The following is a 16,499-nucleotide window of genomic DNA, read 5'->3' as shown; positions in this document are numbered from 1 at the left end:
CCTTGTCCGGCCCCACCGCTCGGGTGGTGCCCTGGCGCCGGTTCTGGCGCGGGCCCCCTTTCCATTTTTGGGGGGCGCCGGGCCTCGCGGTGTTACGGGACGGGTCTCAGGCGGTACGGGGGCTGGGCAGCAGGGGCCTTGGGGTAGGGGTAGGGGTAGGGGTACGGGGAGCAGGCCTTGGACTACGGCTCGTGGTCAGGGTCCGGGCCCGGGATCCGGGGGCCCGGACCGGCCCAGGCCCGGCTCAGGCCCGGCCCAGGCCCGGCTCAGGCCCGGCTCAGGCCCGGCCCAGGCCCGGCCCAGGCCCGGCTCAGGCCCGGCTCAGGCCCGGCCCAGGCCCGGCCCAGGCCCGGCTTGGTCTGGCCCGTTCGGCCCCGGCTCGCCCCGCTTCTGTCCCGCCTTGTCCTCGACTAGGCGGAGTGCGTCAGGTCCGAGGGAAGTACCGGATCCGCGAACTCCCGCCCCGACGCGTACCGTTCGAGCTCATCCAGAGCCTGGTCGGCCATCCGGTGCAGCTCACCCCCGAGCGATCCTGCGACATGTGGCGTGAGCAGGACGTTCGGCAGGTCGTAGAGCGGGGAGTCCGTGTACGGGGTCTCGGGATCCGTCACATCCAGCACCGCGTGGAGCCGCCCGCTCGACAGCTCGGGAAGCAGCGCGTCCTCGTCGATCAGCGAGCCACGGGCCGTGTTGATCAGCGTCGCCCCCTCCCGCATCGCGGCCAGCTGGCGGGCTCCGATCATGTGCCGGGTGGCCGGAAGCTGCGGGGCGTGCACGCTGACGATGTCGCTGTGGGCGCACAGTTCGTCCAGCGGTGCCGGCTCCACACCGAGCGCGGTGGCCTCGGCGGTACCGACGTACGGGTCGTACAGCAGGACCCGGAGATCGAAGGGGCGCAGCAGCTCGATCACCCGGCGGCCGATCCGGGAGGCTCCGATGATCCCGACGGTGCGGTGGTAGTTGCCCGCACCGTCCAGCTCGTCCCGCCAGTCCTGGTCGCCGCGCATCTCGCGGTACCGGCGGGCGGACTGCAGGACACGCTTGTTGGCGAGCAGGATCGCGGCGAGGGTGTACTCGGCCACCGGCAGCGCATTGGCCGCGGCGGCCGAAGCGACGGTGATGCCGCGTTCCCAGCACGCCTCCGTGATGTGGTGCTTGACCGAGCCCGCCGCGTGGACGACGGCGCGGAGCCGGGGCGCGGAATCCAGGATCCGGGGAGTGAGCGGGGTCGCACCCCAGCAGGTGAGGAGGACTTCGGCCTCGGCGAGCGCTGTGGCGACCTCGGCCGTGGGGTGCGCCAGGTCGTGGGCGACCAGTCGACTGTCCGTACGAGCCAGGGCATTGAGCCGGACGTGGTGGCGCTCGGCGAAAAGTCGTTCCACGATGCCCGGAGCCATCGCGAGCAGGACACCCGGCCGATTGTCAGTGGCGTGGTGCATGGTGGTCCCAGTGCTCCTTCTCGGTTGCTCCGGGCGCAGCCCGGTAGGAGTCGGCCCGGTCTGTGGCGGCCCGGGGGGGGGGGGCCCACACACGGGGCCGCCCCGTGGGGGTGGGGGGGGGGGGGGTGGGGGGGGGGGGGGGGGGGCCCCCCCCCCCCCCGCGGCAGCCCGGGTGGGGGCGGCTCGGGTGTGGTGGCTCGGGCCGGGGCGGACGGCGGCGGTCATTTGACACTTCCGGCGGTGAGGCCCGCCTTCCAGTGCCGCTGGAGGGAGACGAAGGCGACGATCAGGGGGATGACGGCGAGGAGGGAGCCGGTGACCACGAGCGGGTAGAAGCTCGGCTCGCCATGGGTGTTGGTGTTCCACGAGTACAGGCCGAGGCTCAACGGGAAGAGATCGCGGTCCGAGAGCATGACCAGGGGGAGGAAGAAGTTGTTCCAGATCGCTGTGAACTGGAAGAGGAAGATCGTCACAAATCCCGGCATCATCATGGGCATACCGATGGACCAGAAGGTCCGAAGCTCACCGGCCCCGTCGATCCGGGCCGCTTCCAACGCCTCGTTCGGTATGTAGCCGGCGCTGAAGACCCGGGCGAGGTAGACGCCGAACGGGTTGACCAGGACCGGGATCAGCACCGACCAGTAGGTGTTGACGATGCCGATCTTGCTCGCGAGCAGATACATCGGCAGTGCGAGTGCGGTGGTCGGCACCAGCACACCGAGCAGGACGAGTCCGAAGAGCTTCTCCTTGCCCCGGAACTCGTACTTGTCGAAGGCATATCCGGCGGCGACGCAGATCAGCGAGCAGAGGACGGCGCCCACACCCGCGTACAGCAGGCTGTTGCCGTACCAGCGGAAGTAGACGCCGCCACCGTAGGACGTCAGATCGGAGATGTTCTGGCCGAGGTTGAAGCCCTTGAAGGAGAAGGCGTTGCCCGAGAGCAGCCCGCCGGTGTCCTTGGTGGAGGCAGTGACCAGCCAGATGAGCGGGAAGAGCATGTAGACGACGGCGAGCACCAGCGCGCCGTTGACAGCGGTCTTCGACAGCCACCGGTTCTTCGGTGCCGGGCGGGGGCTCATGCGTTCTTCCCCTTACGGCCGGTGAAGCGGGTGACGAGGAACGACAGCAGTGCGGCAGTGAGAGCCAGCAGCACGGATGCGGACGCCGCGAGCCCGTAGTCGTTGCGGGAGAAGGCGGCCGTGTACGCGTACATGTTCGGTGTCCAGGTGGAGGAGACGGCGGACCCGGCGCCGCTGTTGAGGATCAGCGGCTCGGTGAACAACTGGAGCGAGCCGATGATGGTGAACAGCGCGACCATCACGACGGAGGCGCGGATCAGCGGGAGCTTGATACTGACGGCGGTGCGCCAGCCGCCGGCGCCGTCCACGGTGGCCGCTTCGAGGACCGATCGGTCGATGGCCTGGAGGGCGGCGTAGAAGATCACCATGTTGTAGCCGAGCCACTCCCACAGCGCGATGTTGACGACGGAGGGGAGAGCGCCCGACGAGGAGAAGAAGTTGAAGCCGATACCGCCCGAGTGCATCGCGGAGACCACGGGGCTCAGTCCGGGTGTGTAGAGGTAGACCCAGACCAGCGCCGCGATGATGCCGGGTACGGCGTGCGGCAGAAAGAGCGCGAGCTGGAAGAAGCGCTTGGCGCGGGCCAGCGCGGAGTCCAGCAGAAGTGCGAGTGCGAGGGCGCCGCAGACCATCAGGGGGATGTAGATGACGCAGTATCCGAGCAGTACGCCGAAGCCCTCGCGGAAGGCCCGGTCACCCAGCGCCGCCGCATAGTTGTCGAGACCCGAGAACACGGACTCGGAGCCGCCGAACCCCAGTCCCGACTGCTTCTCGGTGAAGAGGCTGAGCCAGACCGCGTATCCGATCGGCACCAGCATCACAGCGGTGAAGAGGACGAAGAACGGGGTCAGCAGAATCGCGGCGGCGCGGGTGCGGGCCTTCATACCGGTCAGCCCTCGACCTTCAGTCCGCGCTTCTTCAGTTCCTGGACAGTCGCGTCATGGCCGGCCTTGACCGATCCGGTGACCGTGGCGCCGCCACTGGCGACCTTGCCGAACTGGTCCTTGATCGCGGTGTTGGTGGTGCCGGTCGCCGGCCCCCAGGTCCAGCCCTGTTTGATCGACGCTGCCGCGGTGCCGAACAGCTGGTAGATGTCCTGGCCGCCGTAGTACGAGGCGTCGAAGGCCTTCTTCGCGGCGGGCAGCAGCTCGGTCGCGGCCGGGTAGGCGCTGGACGTGCCCGAAGCGATACGGGCCTTGATGCCGTCCTGCGTGGTCGACATCCACTTGGCGAACTCGACGGCCGCTTCGGCGTGCTTGCTGTCCTTGGTCACGGCCCAGGTGGAGCCACCGAGCATGCCGCTGGCGGCCTGTCCGTCCCAGGTCGGCATGGGCGCGATGGCCCACTTGCCCTTCTGCTCGGGCAGGGTGGACTTCAGGACTCCGGCCCCCCAGGCGGCGCCCAGATAACCGATGGTGCCGCTGTTCTTCAGGGAGTTGGTCCACTCAGGGCTGAACGACGCCTGCGACCGGATCAGATCATCCTTGATGAGCCCCTGCCAGTATCCGGAGACCTTGGTGGTGGCGGAGTCCGTGGTGTTGATCTTCCAGGTGTCCGCGTCCGCCTTGAACCACTGGGCGCCGGCCTGCCAGGCCATCGCCTCGAAGGTGGTCGGGTCGTCCGGGAAGAAGGTGCCGATCCGGGCCTTCTTGTCGGCCTTCTTGACCTTCTCCGCCGCCTTGCGGAAGTCGTCCCAGGTCTTGGGGACCGCGATGCCGTACTTGCTGAACAGGTCCTTGCGGTAGTAGAAGGCCTGCGGCGACGCGTCGAACGGGACGGCCCAGTTCTTACCGCCCAGTGTGGTCTGCTCGACAGCCTGCGGCAGGAACTTCTTCTTGACGTCGTCGGTCATGTACTTGCTGATGTCCTGGAGCGCGCCCTGGCTGACGTACTCAGGCAGCTGGGGGTACTCGATGGAGACCAGGTCGGGGGCGTTGCCGGCCTTGACCGCGTTGGAGATCTTGGCGTAGCCGCCCGCGTTGCCGGACGGGATCTCCTCGTACTTCACCTGAATGTTCTTGTGCGAGGCGTTGAACGCGTCCACGGTCTCCTTGGAGCCCTTGGCCCAGCCCCAGAACGTGATGCTCACAGGCTTGCCGTCCGTGCCCTTCGCGGAGTCGTCGCCGCTGCTGCCGCAAGCCGTGAGGACGGCCAGGGCGGTGGCGGCGCCGGCTATGGAAAGGGTCGTTCTGCTCCAACTGCGGCTCACAGCGAGACTCCTGAGTTAGCGGCGACATTGACGTTGGCCGTGATCCTTGGCCCCGCAATGACCGAAGTCAAGAGCGAAAGATTGAATGATCGAAAAAAGATCAGAGTGTTATCGAAATCTGGTCCGAATCTGGTCCGGGGTGCTCAGGTCTCGGGCACGCAGCTCTCGGGCACCCAGACCTCAGACACCCACTGCGAGTTACCGGGGCGCGGCGGCCCCGCAGGAGGCCCGTACGTGCAGTCTGGGCAGCAGTGCCAGATGCTGACCGGCCTCCTGCTCCTGGCGCTCCTCCGCCCTGGTGCGTGGCCCCGTGCTCAGCCGCTCGACCAGCAGCCGGGTCCCGTACAGCCCGACCTGGCGTTTCGGCGGTGCCACCGCGGTGAGCGGTGTGTCCGCGAGGGCGGCCACCTCGTCGTCATAGGCGACCAGAGCCAGATCCTCCGGTACGCGTACGCCCAACTCGGCCAGGCGCTGCACCAGATGAATGGCGTCCACGTCGTTGTGGACCAGGGCAGCCGTCACGCCCCCAGTGGCCACCGCGGACTGCACGGCCCGTACGGCCTCCTCGAAACGGCCCCGGTCCAGCTCGGCCGGCACCGAATCGATCACGGGCCGCGGCTGCTCAAGACCCAGCGCCCCCAGGGCCTCCTCGTACCCCGCCCGTACGGCGAACGCAGTCGGGCTGTCCGTACGCGCGACCAGCAACGGCGCGCCATGGCCGAGGCGGACCAGATGGCGCACGGCCAGCAGAACTCCGTGCCGGTGGTCGGAACAGACCCGGTCCATGTCGTCGAGAGGGCTGCCCAGCGCGGGCTGCCGTTCCAGAAGCACGGCGGGCACCGGCAGCTCCGACATCCAGTCGCCGTAAGCCGCCTGGTCGCCCGCCGCCTGCCAGCCCGGCGCGATCAGCACCCCCTCGGCGCCCGACGCCAGCAGGCCCTCGGTGCGGGCCTTGTCCTCCTCGGGGCGGTAGTCGGAGATCCGCAGGATCAGCCGTGCGCCGGCCTGCGCGGCCGCATCGTGCGCACCTCTGATCACCTCGGCGAAGTAGTACGTCGCGGAGGGTGCCAGCAGCCCGAGAACAAGTCCGCCGCTCGTCTGGGCCGCGGTTCCGGCCAGGGTTTTTGCGACCGACGCTCCTGTCGGCCGCGGCCAGGAGACCGAGCCGTGCACGCGGTCGAGCAGGCCGCGTTCCGCCAGTGTCTCGACGTCCCGCCGGGCTGTGACGGGGGAAACGCCGAGCTGCGCCGCAAGATCGGATACGCGGGCCGATCCCTGCTCCCGTACGAGTGCGAGCAGTCGGTCATGGCGTTCGTCGGCACTCTCGCGCACGGCGGCGGTCCCCTCGTGGTCCGGTGGTCGGCTGGTGTGGTGGCGGCTGGTGCGGTGGCGGGCCGGGCCGGGCGAATGCCACGGTCAGACCCTAGTGCAGTGTGATCGAACGATGGAAGTTTCGATCATTCGTCACTCTTGTATTGACGTTCGATCATCCAGGGGTTCAGGATTCCGGGCGACGCCGAAGTCCGCCCCCAGGGAGCATCATGCTGAGCCCGATCCCGTCGAGCGGACCCGGCCGCCCCGGTCCGAACGGTCAGCCTGTTCAGCCAAACCCGCAAAGCGAGTTCAGCCCGCTCGCCCGGCCGGCCCTGCCCGGCGAGTCCGCCAGGCTCGCCGAGCCCGCCCCGCCCGGCCACGCCGGGCGGCTCAGCCCGTACACCGGCTGGGTTCGTGCCGACTGGGAGGCCGCCGCCGATGAACTGCTGCTGGCTGTGCGGCCCTATGCGTCGCCCCGTCATGGTCTGATCAATCTCCCCGGCCACCGGCCCAGTTGGTCGGGTGCACGCTCCGACGGCCTTGAAGGGTACGCCCGCACCTGGCTTCTCGCCGCCTTCCGGGTCGCGGGAGCGGAGGGCCGTGATCCGCATGGCTTCCTCCCGCGCTATGCCGAGGGCCTCGCGGCCGGCACGTCACCCGGCCCGCAGGAGAGGGACGAGGGAACGGACACCGGCGGTGCGGACCGGTGGCCCCGGATGGCGGACACGTCGCAGGCCGTCGTGGAATCCGCATCCGTAGCGCTCGGTCTGCGCCTTACCCGGCCCTGGCTCTGGGACTCCCTGGACGACCGCACACAGCAGCAGGCCGTCGAATGGCTGCTGCCCGCGCTCGGACCGTCGCCGGTGAACAACAACTGGTGGCTCTTCGGCCTCACCGTCGCCGGATTCCTGCAGGACGCCGGGATCGAAACCGAACGGGCACGGCGGACGATCGACCGAGCGCTGGAGCGCATCGAGGAGTGGTGGCTCGGCGACGGCTGGTACAGCGACGGACCCAACCGTTCCTTCGACCACTACAACGCGTGGGCCATGCACTTCTATCCGGTTCTGCACGCCCACCTCGCCAGGGATGAGGAACTGCTCGCCCGGTACGGGCCGCGGCTGCACGCCCATCTCGACGCGTACACGCGGATGTTCGGTGCGGACGGTGCGCCCATGCCGTACGGCCGCTCGCTCAGCTACCGGTTCGCCGCCGCAGCCGCCCCTTGGCTCGGGGCAATGACCGGCCACACCCCACTGACGCCGGGTGCCACCCGCCGCCTGGCATCCGGAACCCTGCGGTACTTCCTGGACCGGGACGTGGCTGGGCAGCGGGACGAGGCGCCGCAGCCACGCTCAAGGCCGGGGGAGCCGCCGGCCCCGGTGGACCCGCCCGCCCGTGCCCGGAGCCGTGCGGCACGACGTCACGCGACCGATGAACGCGGACTGCTCACCCTGGGCTGGCACGCCCCGTACGATCCGATCGTCCAGCCGTACTCGGGCCCCGCGTCGCCCTACTGGGCGTCCAAGGGGTTTCTGGGGCTGCTGCTGCCCGCCGGTCATCCCGTGTGGACGGCGGTGGAGGAGCCCTTGCCGGCCGAGACGGAAGACGCCGTGACCGTACTGGATCCGCCTGCCATGCTCGTCCAGTCCACCGTGGCAGACGGCCTCGTACGGCTTCACAACCACGGCAGTAACCACGTCGGCGAGGACGACGAACCGGGATACTCCCGCTACGCGTACTCCACCCGTACCGGATTCACGACCGTCGACCCACCGACCGCATCGACGGCACCGGCCGCACCGGCCCCACCGACCGCACCGACCGCACCGACCCCACCGACCGCACTGCGCGACAACCACTTCGCCCTGGTCATCGATGGTGAGTCCACCTCCCGCGGCCCCGCCACGCCCCTTGCTTCCGGGCCCGGTTGGGTCGCTTCCGTGACCACACCGCTGCCCGGAGTACGGATCGTCTCCGCGACGATGGCCCACGGCCGTGCGGAGCTCCGTGCGCACCTGGTGGCCGGTGCGGACGTCGGTACGCCCGTACGCCAGACCGGCTGGGCCCTCGCCGCAACGAGCCCGTCCGGCGAGGGCGCCACACACACTCCGCCCGCCGCCGCGGTGCAGACCGCCTCCCCCTTGGCCGCTCAGCCGGCCACCTCTCTGACGGCCCAGCTCCACCCCCTCCACGGCTACACCGGAACGGCACACCAACTCGACGCAGGCCACACCCTGTTCGGCCCGGCCTCGCGGATTCTGACGCTCGACGGCGTCACCACCGCGCCCCTTTCGCTCTTCGTCAGCCTCGCTTCGCTCACTGCCGAATGGGATCCCGGCCCCGTCGCCGCCCTCGCGTACATCCGTGTCAGAGCTCCCCGCACGATCCACGTGACCTGGCAGGACGGCACCACCGCCGTACTGCAACTCCCGGAACCTCCGGAGGAACGATGAGACTTCGCCCCGCGCGTACCCCTCTGGCCGCACCCGCAGCGACCGGCCTGACAGCGACCGGCCTGACAGCAACCGGCCTGACAGCAACCGGACTGGTCACCACCGCACTGCTCACCACCGCACTGCTCACATCCGCACCGGCCACCCCAGCCCAGGCAGCTCCCCACCCCGGAGCCACCTACCACGTCGACTGTTCGGCCACCCCCGCTGCCCCCGCCGGGCCAACCACCCCCACCCGGAGCAACGGCTCGGCACTCCACCCCTGGACCACCCTCGACGAGGCCAACGCCCACACCTACGGCCCCGGCGACCGTCTCCTCCTCAAACGAGGCGCGACGTGCACAGGTTCCCTCGCTCCGAAGGGGGCCGGCTCCTCCCGTGCCCCCTTCACCATCGCCGCCTACGGTCCCGGCGGCGGACGCGCCGCGATCGACGGTGCCGGCGCGCACGACGCCGTACTCCTCTCCAACACCCAGTACGTACACCTGTCCGGACTGGAGATCACCAACGCCGCCGACCCCGGCAGCGAGCGCAACGCCGTCCGGCTTCGCCTCACCGACTACGGCACCGCCCACGGCTTCGAGATCGACCACCTCTACATCCACGACGTACGCGGCGGCGATGCCAAGACACTCACCGGTTCCAGCGCCATCCACATCGACGTCGAGGGCACGGCGAAGGCCAGCAGTTACGACGGCCTGGACATCCACCACAACCGCATCGAGAACGTCGACCGCGAAGGCATCTACTTCAAGTCGACGTTCTCCAAGCGGGATCTGGTCGGCGAGCAACAGGACCCGAACGCCTACCCCGGCCCCTGGACCCCGTCCACCGGCGTCCGTGTCCACGACAACACTCTGAAGTCCATCGGCGGCGACGGGATGAAGCTCGACACCACCAGCGGCGCGATCGTGGAGCGCAACCGGGTCGACGGATTCCAGCTGCGTTCACCCTCAGCCAACGCCGGCATCTGGACGTTCAACACGGATGACACCCTGATCCAGCACAACGAGGTCTCGGGCGGCGGGAACAGCCACGACGGCATGTCGTTCGACGCGGACGGCGCCTCCAGCCACACGGTCTTCCAGTACAACTACAGCCACGACAACCAAGGCGGCTTCCTGCTGGTCTGCCCCTACAGCGGGGCGAAGACGGTCGACACGGTCGCCCGGTACAACATCAGCCACAACGACGGCGCCCGGCTGCTCCAGAACTGCGCCGGCCCCATCCTCAACACCCAGATCTACAACAACTCGTTCTCCAACAAAGAGACGATCCCCGGGTACCTGGTCCAGGACGACAACAGCAGCCCCGCCACCACCCGGCACGAACAGCACATCCGCAACAACATCTTCGTGAGCTACGGAACCGGCGGCTACGGCTTCTCCCACCCGACGGCCGGCCTGGCACTCGATCACAACGCGTTCTACGGGATCGACATGACCCGCCCCGACCCCGGGGGCATCACATCCGACCCGCTGCTGCGCGACGACTTCCGCCTGACGAAGGGCTCCCCGGCCATCGGCGCCGGAACAGCCATCGCCGACAACGGCGGGAAGGACTACTTCGGCAACAGGCTCAAGCCCGGCGCTCCCAGCATCGGCGCCTACGCCGGACCGGGCGTCAACCGCTGATCAGGCGCCTGCGCGGACCGGGCACCAACCGGAGACCAGGCACCAGCCGCCATGACGTGGGAGCCGGGGCCCGGCGCCGGCGACCCGCGGGTGCCGTCACTGCGGACCGTACTTGCGGCCCGTCCTGGAGGTAATCCCTCCGAGCAGGCCGCGCGGCGCCAGCTTCGCCGCGCCCATCAGCGCCTTGTACCGGGGGTCGGGAATCGACAGGGACTTCCCGCGTGCGAGATCGGCGAGCGCCGCCGCGACCACCTTGTCCGCGTCCAGCCACATCCACCCGGGGATGTTGTCCGTCCCCATGCCCGCCCGCTCATGGAACTCCGTACGTACGAAACCGGGGCACAGCGCCATCAGCCGCACCCCCGAGCCGCTCAGATCCCTGGCCGCACCCTGGGTGAACTGCACGACCCAGGCCTTCGAAGCGCCGTACGTCCCGCGCGGCAGGAACGCCGCGACGGACGCCACATTGACGACGCCACCGCGACCGCGGTCCCGCATCCCCGGCACGGCGGCGGACGTCAGCCGCAGAACTGCCTCGCAGTGCACCTTGAGCATGGTCAGTTCCTCGGCCATCGGGACGTCGAGAAAACGGCCCTTGTTGCCGAACCCGGCGTTGTTGACCAGCAGGTCGACCGCGCTCCTGGAATCCGAGAGCCGCTCCTCGACGAGGGCGATGCCCGCGTCGGTGCCGAGGTCCGCCGTCAGGACCTCGGCCTCGATGCCGTGCCGGTCGTGCAGCTCGGTCGCCTGCTCCTGCAACCGCCCGGTGTCGCGGGCCACCAGCACGAGGTTGTGCCCGTCCGTGGCCAGTCGCCGCGCGAAGGCGGCCCCGATTCCCGCTGTCGCGCCCGTGATCAGTGCTGTCGTCATGGCCGGAACGTTAGTGCCCCGCCCCGCGCGGCCGGCGACCGTGCATCCTGCCGTCACCGTGGGCGGCCCGGTGACTCCGTCCCCGAGTCCTCCGCCGGGCTCTCCCCGGCACCCCTCCCGGGTAATAGCCGACCAGCGACAATCGGCGTCTGCCCCAAGTAGCACTTATGCTCGGCTCATGATCGAGGCCCGTCATCTCCGCGTTCTGCGCGCCGTAGCCGCCACCGGTTCCTTCTCCGCCGCCGCCCGCGAACTGGGCTGCACCCAGCCCGCGGTCAGCCAGCAGATGAAGGCCCTTGAGGCGTCGTCGGGTACGACGCTGCTGATCCGTACGGGCCGCGAAATGCGCCTCACACAGGCGGGCGAGGCGCTGGTCCGCCACGCGGGCGGCATCCTCGCCGGGCTGACGGCCGCCGAGGAGGAGGTGGCGGCCATCGCCGGGCTGCGTGCGGGCCGGGTGCGGCTGGTGTCGTTCCCCAGCGGCAGTTCGACCCTGGTGCCCACCGCCCTGGCCGCGCTGCGGGCCGCCCACCCCGGCACCCGGGTCTCCCTGGTCGAGGGGGAACCGCCACGCTCCGTCGAGATGGTGCGCGACGGGGACTGCGATGTGGCGCTCGCCTTCCGGTACGGGCCCGCCACGGACGAATGGGACGACCTGGTCGTACGGCCACTGCTCACCGACCGTATGGTCGGCCTGGTCCCCGCGGGGCACCGGCTGGCCGACGCGGAGGCCATCACGGTGGGCGATCTGGCCGACGAGTCCTGGATCGCGGGCTGCCCGCGCTGCCGCCTGCAACTCGTCGAGGTCTGCGAGAGTGCGGGCTTCACCCCCAGGATCGACTTCGCCACGGACGACTATCCGGCCGTGATCGGCCTGGTCGGCGCGGGCCTCGGGGTCGCCGTGCTGCCGGAGCTCGCGATCGAGTCCGTACGCCCCATGGGGGCCAGGACGGTATCGGTGGAACCGGCGGTCCAGCGCGAGATCGTCGCACTGACACTCCCGGACCTCGCCCAGGTCCCCGCGGTGGCGGCGACCCTGGACCGGCTCGCCCGGGCCGCCGCACGCTGAACGCCGCATCACCACGTGCCTGCCTGCCCGCCGTTCCGGGCGGGGGCGGCGAAGCGGAAGCCTGCCGGGGTGGGGCGAGGGGTGCGAAGGGCGGGCGGCGCGGCGGAGGACGTGCTGAAGAGGGCTGGAGACGTGCTGGAGACGTGCTGAAGAGGGCGTACCGAGGTGCGTATTCAAAGGGGTACGTACGCATACGGTCATGGGGCCATGCAGGCATCCGGACCGGTGACGGATGATCGTGCAGGAACGTTTCCCCTCAAGGCTGCGGCGCTACAGGGCTATGCCGGCCCCGGTCCGTTCGGGGTCGCGGCGGTGATCAGCCGGTTGCGTGCGCGCCCCATCAGCTCCTCGCGTTCGTCCTCGGTCAGGCCGCCCCACACGCCGTAGGGCTCCCGTACGGCGAGTGCGTGCGCCGCGCACTCGGCGCGGACCGGGCAGCGCATGCACACCTCTTTGGCCGAGGTCTCACGCGCGCTGCGCGCCGCGCCCCGTTCGCCCTCCGGGTGGAAGAAGAGCGAGCTGTCCACTCCGCGGCAGGCCGCGAGGAGCTGCCAGTCCCATAGGTCGGCGTTGGGTCCGGGAAGGCGGGAAAAATCTGCCATTGCTTGTCCCCTTGAAGCCGTTGCTGAGGCGGGGGCGGTGATGTCGACCGCACCCGCGACCGTCCATCCACGATGTAAGTAGATGTAAATATGACTCATTGCGAATCTAGTCATAGACACCAGCAAAATGGAAGAAAAGCAGCTGAACGGGTCATTACCTTGCAAACTAGACAAATGGGGCGTGGAACTCTCCTCCGCGACCGAGTCCTCACGTAGAGTGCCGAAGGCGGCCGTCCGGCCCGTAACTCTTTCGAGTGACCATCGTTGAGAGAGCGTGGGCGGTTGAATAAAAAGCGCTCGGGCACATGTCCGAGAGGCGTCGACCGCGCAGGTGACGATTAGTACCCAGCCTGGAGGCTCAAGGTGACGCGCATCAGCTGCGGAGGGCGGTCATGACATCCGTCCTCGTCTGCGACGATTCCCCGCTTGCCCGAGAAGCGCTCCGTCGTGCCGTTGCGACGGTGCCCGGCGTCGAGCGTGTGACGACGGCGGCCAACGGTGAGGAAGTCCTCCGCCGCTGGGGAGCCGACCGTTCGGACCTGATTCTGATGGACGTACGCATGCCCGGTCTGGGCGGGGTGGAGACGGTGCGCCGGCTCCTCTCGGCCGACCCCGGCGCGCGGATCATCATGCTGACGGTCGCGGAGGATCTGGACGGTGTCGCCCTGGCGGTCGCCGCCGGTGCCCGCGGCTATCTGCACAAGGACGCCTCCCGCGCCGAACTGCGCGCGACGGTCACGCAGGCGCTCGCCGACCCGACCTGGCGGCTCGCCCCCCGGCGCCTCCGTTCGGCCGAAATGGGCGCGGCGCCCACGCTCACAGCGCGTGAGATCCAGGTACTCGAAGGAATGAGTCACGGACGGTCGAACGCGGAGATCGGACGGGAGCTCTTCCTCTCCGAGGACACGGTGAAGACCCACGCCAGGCGGCTTTTCAAGAAGCTCGGCGCCTCGGACCGTGCACACGCGGTGGCCCTCGGTTTCCGGTGGGGCCTGGTTCGTTAGAGGATGGCCGGCAGGACCCCGTCCGCTCGATGGCGGACGGGGTGGCGGACGCCCCAACTCTGTTTCCCGCGTGATGCCGCATCCTTGAGGTGTGGAGTTCCTCGGGGACGAGTCGTTCGAGCGGGAGGGGAGGGCGCAGCGGATGAGTTCCGGCGCACCTGCTCATAACGCTTCAGTGCACAACTACGAGCGCGGTGAAGCGGACGGTCCGGTGCCAGGGCACCATGGACCGATGCGCGACGACGAGGCTGCCAATGCCCATGGGGCCATCGGGGCGCTCGTCCATCTCGCTGTCGACGGAGACCAGCAGGCCACGCACGACCTGTTGGCACACGTCCATCCGCTGGCCCTGCGCTACTGCCGTACGCGGCTGAACAGGCTGCCCGGAGATGCCCGGCACTTCGTGGAGGACCTCGCTCAGGAGGTCTGTGTCGCCGTCCTGATGGCGCTGCCGCGGTACAAGGACACAGGCAGGCCTTTCGAAGCCTTCGTCTTCGCCATCGCCACCCACAAGGTCGCCGATCTTCAGCGCGCCGCTATGCGCCACCCCGGTTCCACGGCCGTGCCGTCGGACGAGATGCCGGAGCGGCCGGATGATTCGCTCGGCCCCGAGGAGCGCGCGCTGCTCAGCAGCGATGCCGCCTGGGCCAGGAAGCTGCTTGCCAACCTCCCGGAGAACCAGCGTGAGCTGCTGGTGCTGCGCGTCGCCGTCGGGCTGACCGCCGAGGAGACCGGGCAGATGCTGGGGATGTCGCCGGGGGCCGTACGGGTCGCTCAGCACCGTGCGCTGAGCCGGTTGCGGGCACTGGCCGAGCAGTAGGCACTGGCCGAGCCGTAGGTACCGGCCGAGCAGTAGTACTCGCCGAGCCGTACGGATCGGGGGCAGGCCGGGGCGCGGCGCAGCCGGTGGGGTCCGGCGCAGGCACCGGGCCACGCAGGCAGTCGGCTCCCCGGTGCAGGCAGTTCCCCCGTGCGGCCCTCGGCCGGGCCTCCGGGCCCCGGGCGCCGGGGACATTCATCACAGATCCGGCCGGCCCTTCCGCACTCACCGGCAGCCGTCAACCGGCAGGCACGGCAGCGGCCGGAGCCGCCCGGCGGCCGTAACCGGGAGGTGGCGGCGGACCTTCGTGGCTTCCGGTGGGCCGGGGGCCCGGGAGCGCCGCTGTCAGTAGAAACCTCCAAGGATTCCCGATCGGGCTGATCGTGGAATGAGACGCCCCTCCGGCCCGTTAGCATGGACATCCGCACCGATCAAGGCCATTTGGGGAAGGTGTCATGACTGCAAACGTCGACGGAGTGCCCGAGAAATTCGCGACGCTCGGGCTGACATACGACGACGTGCTGCTGCTGCCGGGCGCATCGGAAGTGCTCCCGAACGCCGTCGACACCTCGTCCAGGATCTCGCGGAACGTCACCGTGAACATCCCGCTGCTGTCCGCCGCCATGGACAAGGTCACCGAGGCCCGGATGGCCATCGCGATGGCCCGGCAGGGCGGCGTCGGTGTGCTGCACCGCAATCTCTCGATCGAGGACCAGGCCAACCAGGTCGATCTGGTCAAGCGCTCCGAGTCCGGCATGGTCACCGACCCGATCACGGTGCACCCGGACGCGACGCTGCGCGAGGCCGACGAGCTGTGCGCCAAGTTCCGTATCAGCGGTGTCCCGGTGACCGACGCGGCGGGCAAGCTGCTCGGCATCGTCACCAACCGCGACATGGCTTTCGAGTCCGACCGCAACCGCCAGGTGCGTGAGGTCATGACCCCGATGCCGCTGGTGACCGGCAGGGTCGGCATCTCCGGGACCGACGCCATGGAGCTGCTGCGGCGACACAAGATCGAGAAGCTTCCGCTGGTCAACGACGCGGGCATCCTCAAGGGCCTGATCACGGTCAAGGACTTCGTCAAGGCCGAGAAGTACCCCAACGCGGCGAAGGACGCCGAGGGCAGGCTGCTCGTCGGCGCCGCCGTCGGCGCGAGCCCGGAGGCGCTGGACCGCGCCCAGGCGCTCGCCGAGGCCGGAGCCGACTTCCTGATCGTCGACACCTCGCACGGCCACAACAGCAACGCCCTCAACTGGATGGCGAAGATCAAGTCGGGCGTCTCCGTGGACGTCATCGGCGGGAACGTCGCGACCCGCGACGGCGCGCAGGCGCTGGTCGACGCGGGTGTGGACGGCGTCAAGGTCGGCGTCGGACCCGGTTCGATCTGCACCACGCGTGTGGTCGCCGGTATCGGAGTACCGCAGGTCACGGCGATCTACGAGGCCGCGCTCGCCGCGCGTGCCGCCGGTGTGCCGGTGATCGGCGACGGCGGCCTCCAGTACTCGGGGGACATCGGCAAGGCGCTGGCCGCCGGCGCCGACAGCGTGATGCTGGGCAGCCTGCTCGCCGGGTGCGAGGAGTCGCCCGGTGAGCTGCTGTTCATCAACGGCAAGCAGTTCAAGTCGTACCGCGGCATGGGCTCGCTCGGCGCGATGCAGACGCGTGGCCAGGCCCGTTCGTACTCCAAGGACCGCTACTTCCAGGCCGATGTGTCGTCCGACGACAAGCTCGTACCCGAGGGCATCGAGGGGCAGGTGCCCTACCGCGGCCCGCTCGGCAATGTCCTGCACCAGCTCGTCGGCGGGCTGCGCCAGACGATGGGCTACGTGGGCGCGGCCAGCGTCGACGAGATGGAGAGCAAGGGCCGGTTCGTCCGGATCACGTCGGCGGGGCTCAAGGAGAGCCACCCGCACGACATCCAGATGACGGTCGAGGCGCCGAACTACGCACGGCGCTGAGGCATACGTACCGTACGCACCACCGCGGAAGCCCGCGGGCCGGAC

General features: G+C 69.5%; 13 protein-coding genes. 6 read left to right on the top strand and 7 right to left on the bottom strand.

All coding sequences use genetic code 11. The annotated features are described in order from the left end of the window. Positions 1-410: 410 nt before the first annotated feature. The 5 genes from ACFXBC_RS33165 to ACFXBC_RS33145 form a co-directional block, all read right to left on the bottom strand. Complete coding sequence (locus tag ACFXBC_RS33165) at positions 411-1,439, bottom strand: hydroxyacid dehydrogenase (protein WP_385033149.1); 1,029 nt, start codon at positions 1,437-1,439, stop codon at positions 411-413. Positions 1,440-1,660: 221 nt separating this feature from the next. Then, positions 1,661-2,518 (bottom strand): carbohydrate ABC transporter permease, encoded by an 858-nt coding sequence (locus tag ACFXBC_RS33160; protein ID WP_385033146.1) that lies wholly within the window; start codon positions 2,516-2,518, stop codon positions 1,661-1,663. Then, a complete protein-coding gene (locus ACFXBC_RS33155; RefSeq protein ID WP_385033143.1) occupies positions 2,515-3,402 on the bottom strand; it encodes a carbohydrate ABC transporter permease in 888 nt (295 codons plus the stop codon). Before ACFXBC_RS33155 ends, ACFXBC_RS33160 begins: the two co-directional genes overlap by 4 nt. Before the next feature lie 5 nt (positions 3,403-3,407). Continuing rightward, entirely contained in the window at positions 3,408-4,727 is a 1,320-nt protein-coding gene (locus tag ACFXBC_RS33150; RefSeq protein ID WP_385033140.1) for an ABC transporter substrate-binding protein, read from the bottom strand. Positions 4,728-4,925: 198 nt separating this feature from the next. Continuing rightward, positions 4,926-6,059, bottom strand: a complete 1,134-nt coding sequence (locus tag ACFXBC_RS33145; RefSeq protein ID WP_385033138.1) for a substrate-binding domain-containing protein — start codon at positions 6,057-6,059, stop codon at positions 4,926-4,928. Between the two features lie 209 nt (positions 6,060-6,268). On the opposite strand from ACFXBC_RS33145, the gene ACFXBC_RS33140 reads away from it, so the two are divergent. Together ACFXBC_RS33140 and ACFXBC_RS33135 are read left to right on the top strand one after the other, a co-directional pair. Further along, positions 6,269-8,497: a DUF2264 domain-containing protein gene (locus tag ACFXBC_RS33140; RefSeq protein WP_385033135.1), complete on the top strand. Its 2,229-nt coding sequence runs from the start codon at positions 6,269-6,271 to the stop codon at positions 8,495-8,497. Further along, complete coding sequence (locus tag ACFXBC_RS33135) at positions 8,494-10,131, top strand: right-handed parallel beta-helix repeat-containing protein (RefSeq protein ID WP_385033132.1); 1,638 nt, start codon at positions 8,494-8,496, stop codon at positions 10,129-10,131. Before ACFXBC_RS33140 ends, ACFXBC_RS33135 begins: the two co-directional genes overlap by 4 nt. A gap of 96 nt (positions 10,132-10,227) precedes the next feature. Here the strand turns inward: ACFXBC_RS33135 and ACFXBC_RS33130 are convergent, their stop codons facing one another. Further along, a complete protein-coding gene (locus ACFXBC_RS33130) occupies positions 10,228-11,001 on the bottom strand; it encodes an SDR family NAD(P)-dependent oxidoreductase (protein ID WP_385033129.1) in 774 nt (257 codons plus the stop codon). A 178-nt stretch (positions 11,002-11,179) separates the two neighbouring features. Here ACFXBC_RS33130 and ACFXBC_RS33125 point away from each other — a divergent pair, with 178 nt between their 5' ends. Next, the gene (locus ACFXBC_RS33125; protein ID WP_385033126.1) at positions 11,180-12,070 is read left to right on the top strand and encodes a LysR family transcriptional regulator; all 891 of its coding nucleotides are present in this window, start codon (positions 11,180-11,182) and stop codon (positions 12,068-12,070) included. A gap of 278 nt (positions 12,071-12,348) precedes the next feature. On the opposite strand, the gene ACFXBC_RS33120 is transcribed toward ACFXBC_RS33125, so the two are convergent. Further along, entirely contained in the window at positions 12,349-12,672 is a 324-nt protein-coding gene (locus ACFXBC_RS33120; protein WP_250299396.1) for a WhiB family transcriptional regulator, read from the bottom strand. Positions 12,673-13,064: 392 nt separating this feature from the next. Here ACFXBC_RS33120 and ACFXBC_RS33115 point away from each other — a divergent pair, with 392 nt between their 5' ends. The 3 genes from ACFXBC_RS33115 to guaB all read left to right on the top strand — a co-directional run bounded on the left by ACFXBC_RS33115 (position 13,065) and on the right by guaB (position 16,454). Then, positions 13,065-13,676 carry a response regulator transcription factor gene (locus ACFXBC_RS33115; RefSeq protein ID WP_003948568.1) on the top strand — a complete coding sequence of 204 codons (612 nt, stop codon included), beginning with the start codon at positions 13,065-13,067 and terminating at the stop codon, positions 13,674-13,676. Between the two features lie 232 nt (positions 13,677-13,908). Then, positions 13,909-14,496 (top strand): sigma-70 family RNA polymerase sigma factor, encoded by a 588-nt coding sequence (locus ACFXBC_RS33110; RefSeq protein ID WP_266854188.1) that lies wholly within the window; start codon positions 13,909-13,911, stop codon positions 14,494-14,496. Between the two features lie 455 nt (positions 14,497-14,951). Next, positions 14,952-16,454 (top strand): IMP dehydrogenase, encoded by a 1,503-nt coding sequence (gene guaB, locus ACFXBC_RS33105; RefSeq protein WP_385033123.1) that lies wholly within the window; start codon positions 14,952-14,954, stop codon positions 16,452-16,454. Positions 16,455-16,499 lie beyond the last annotated feature (45 nt).

The organism is Streptomyces sp. NPDC059398, from assembly GCF_042751845.1.
Taxonomy (GTDB): domain Bacteria; phylum Actinomycetota; class Actinomycetes; order Streptomycetales; family Streptomycetaceae; genus Streptomyces.
The sequence above is the reverse complement of the archived record's forward strand: the minus strand, read 5'-3'. Positions and strand labels throughout refer to the sequence as shown.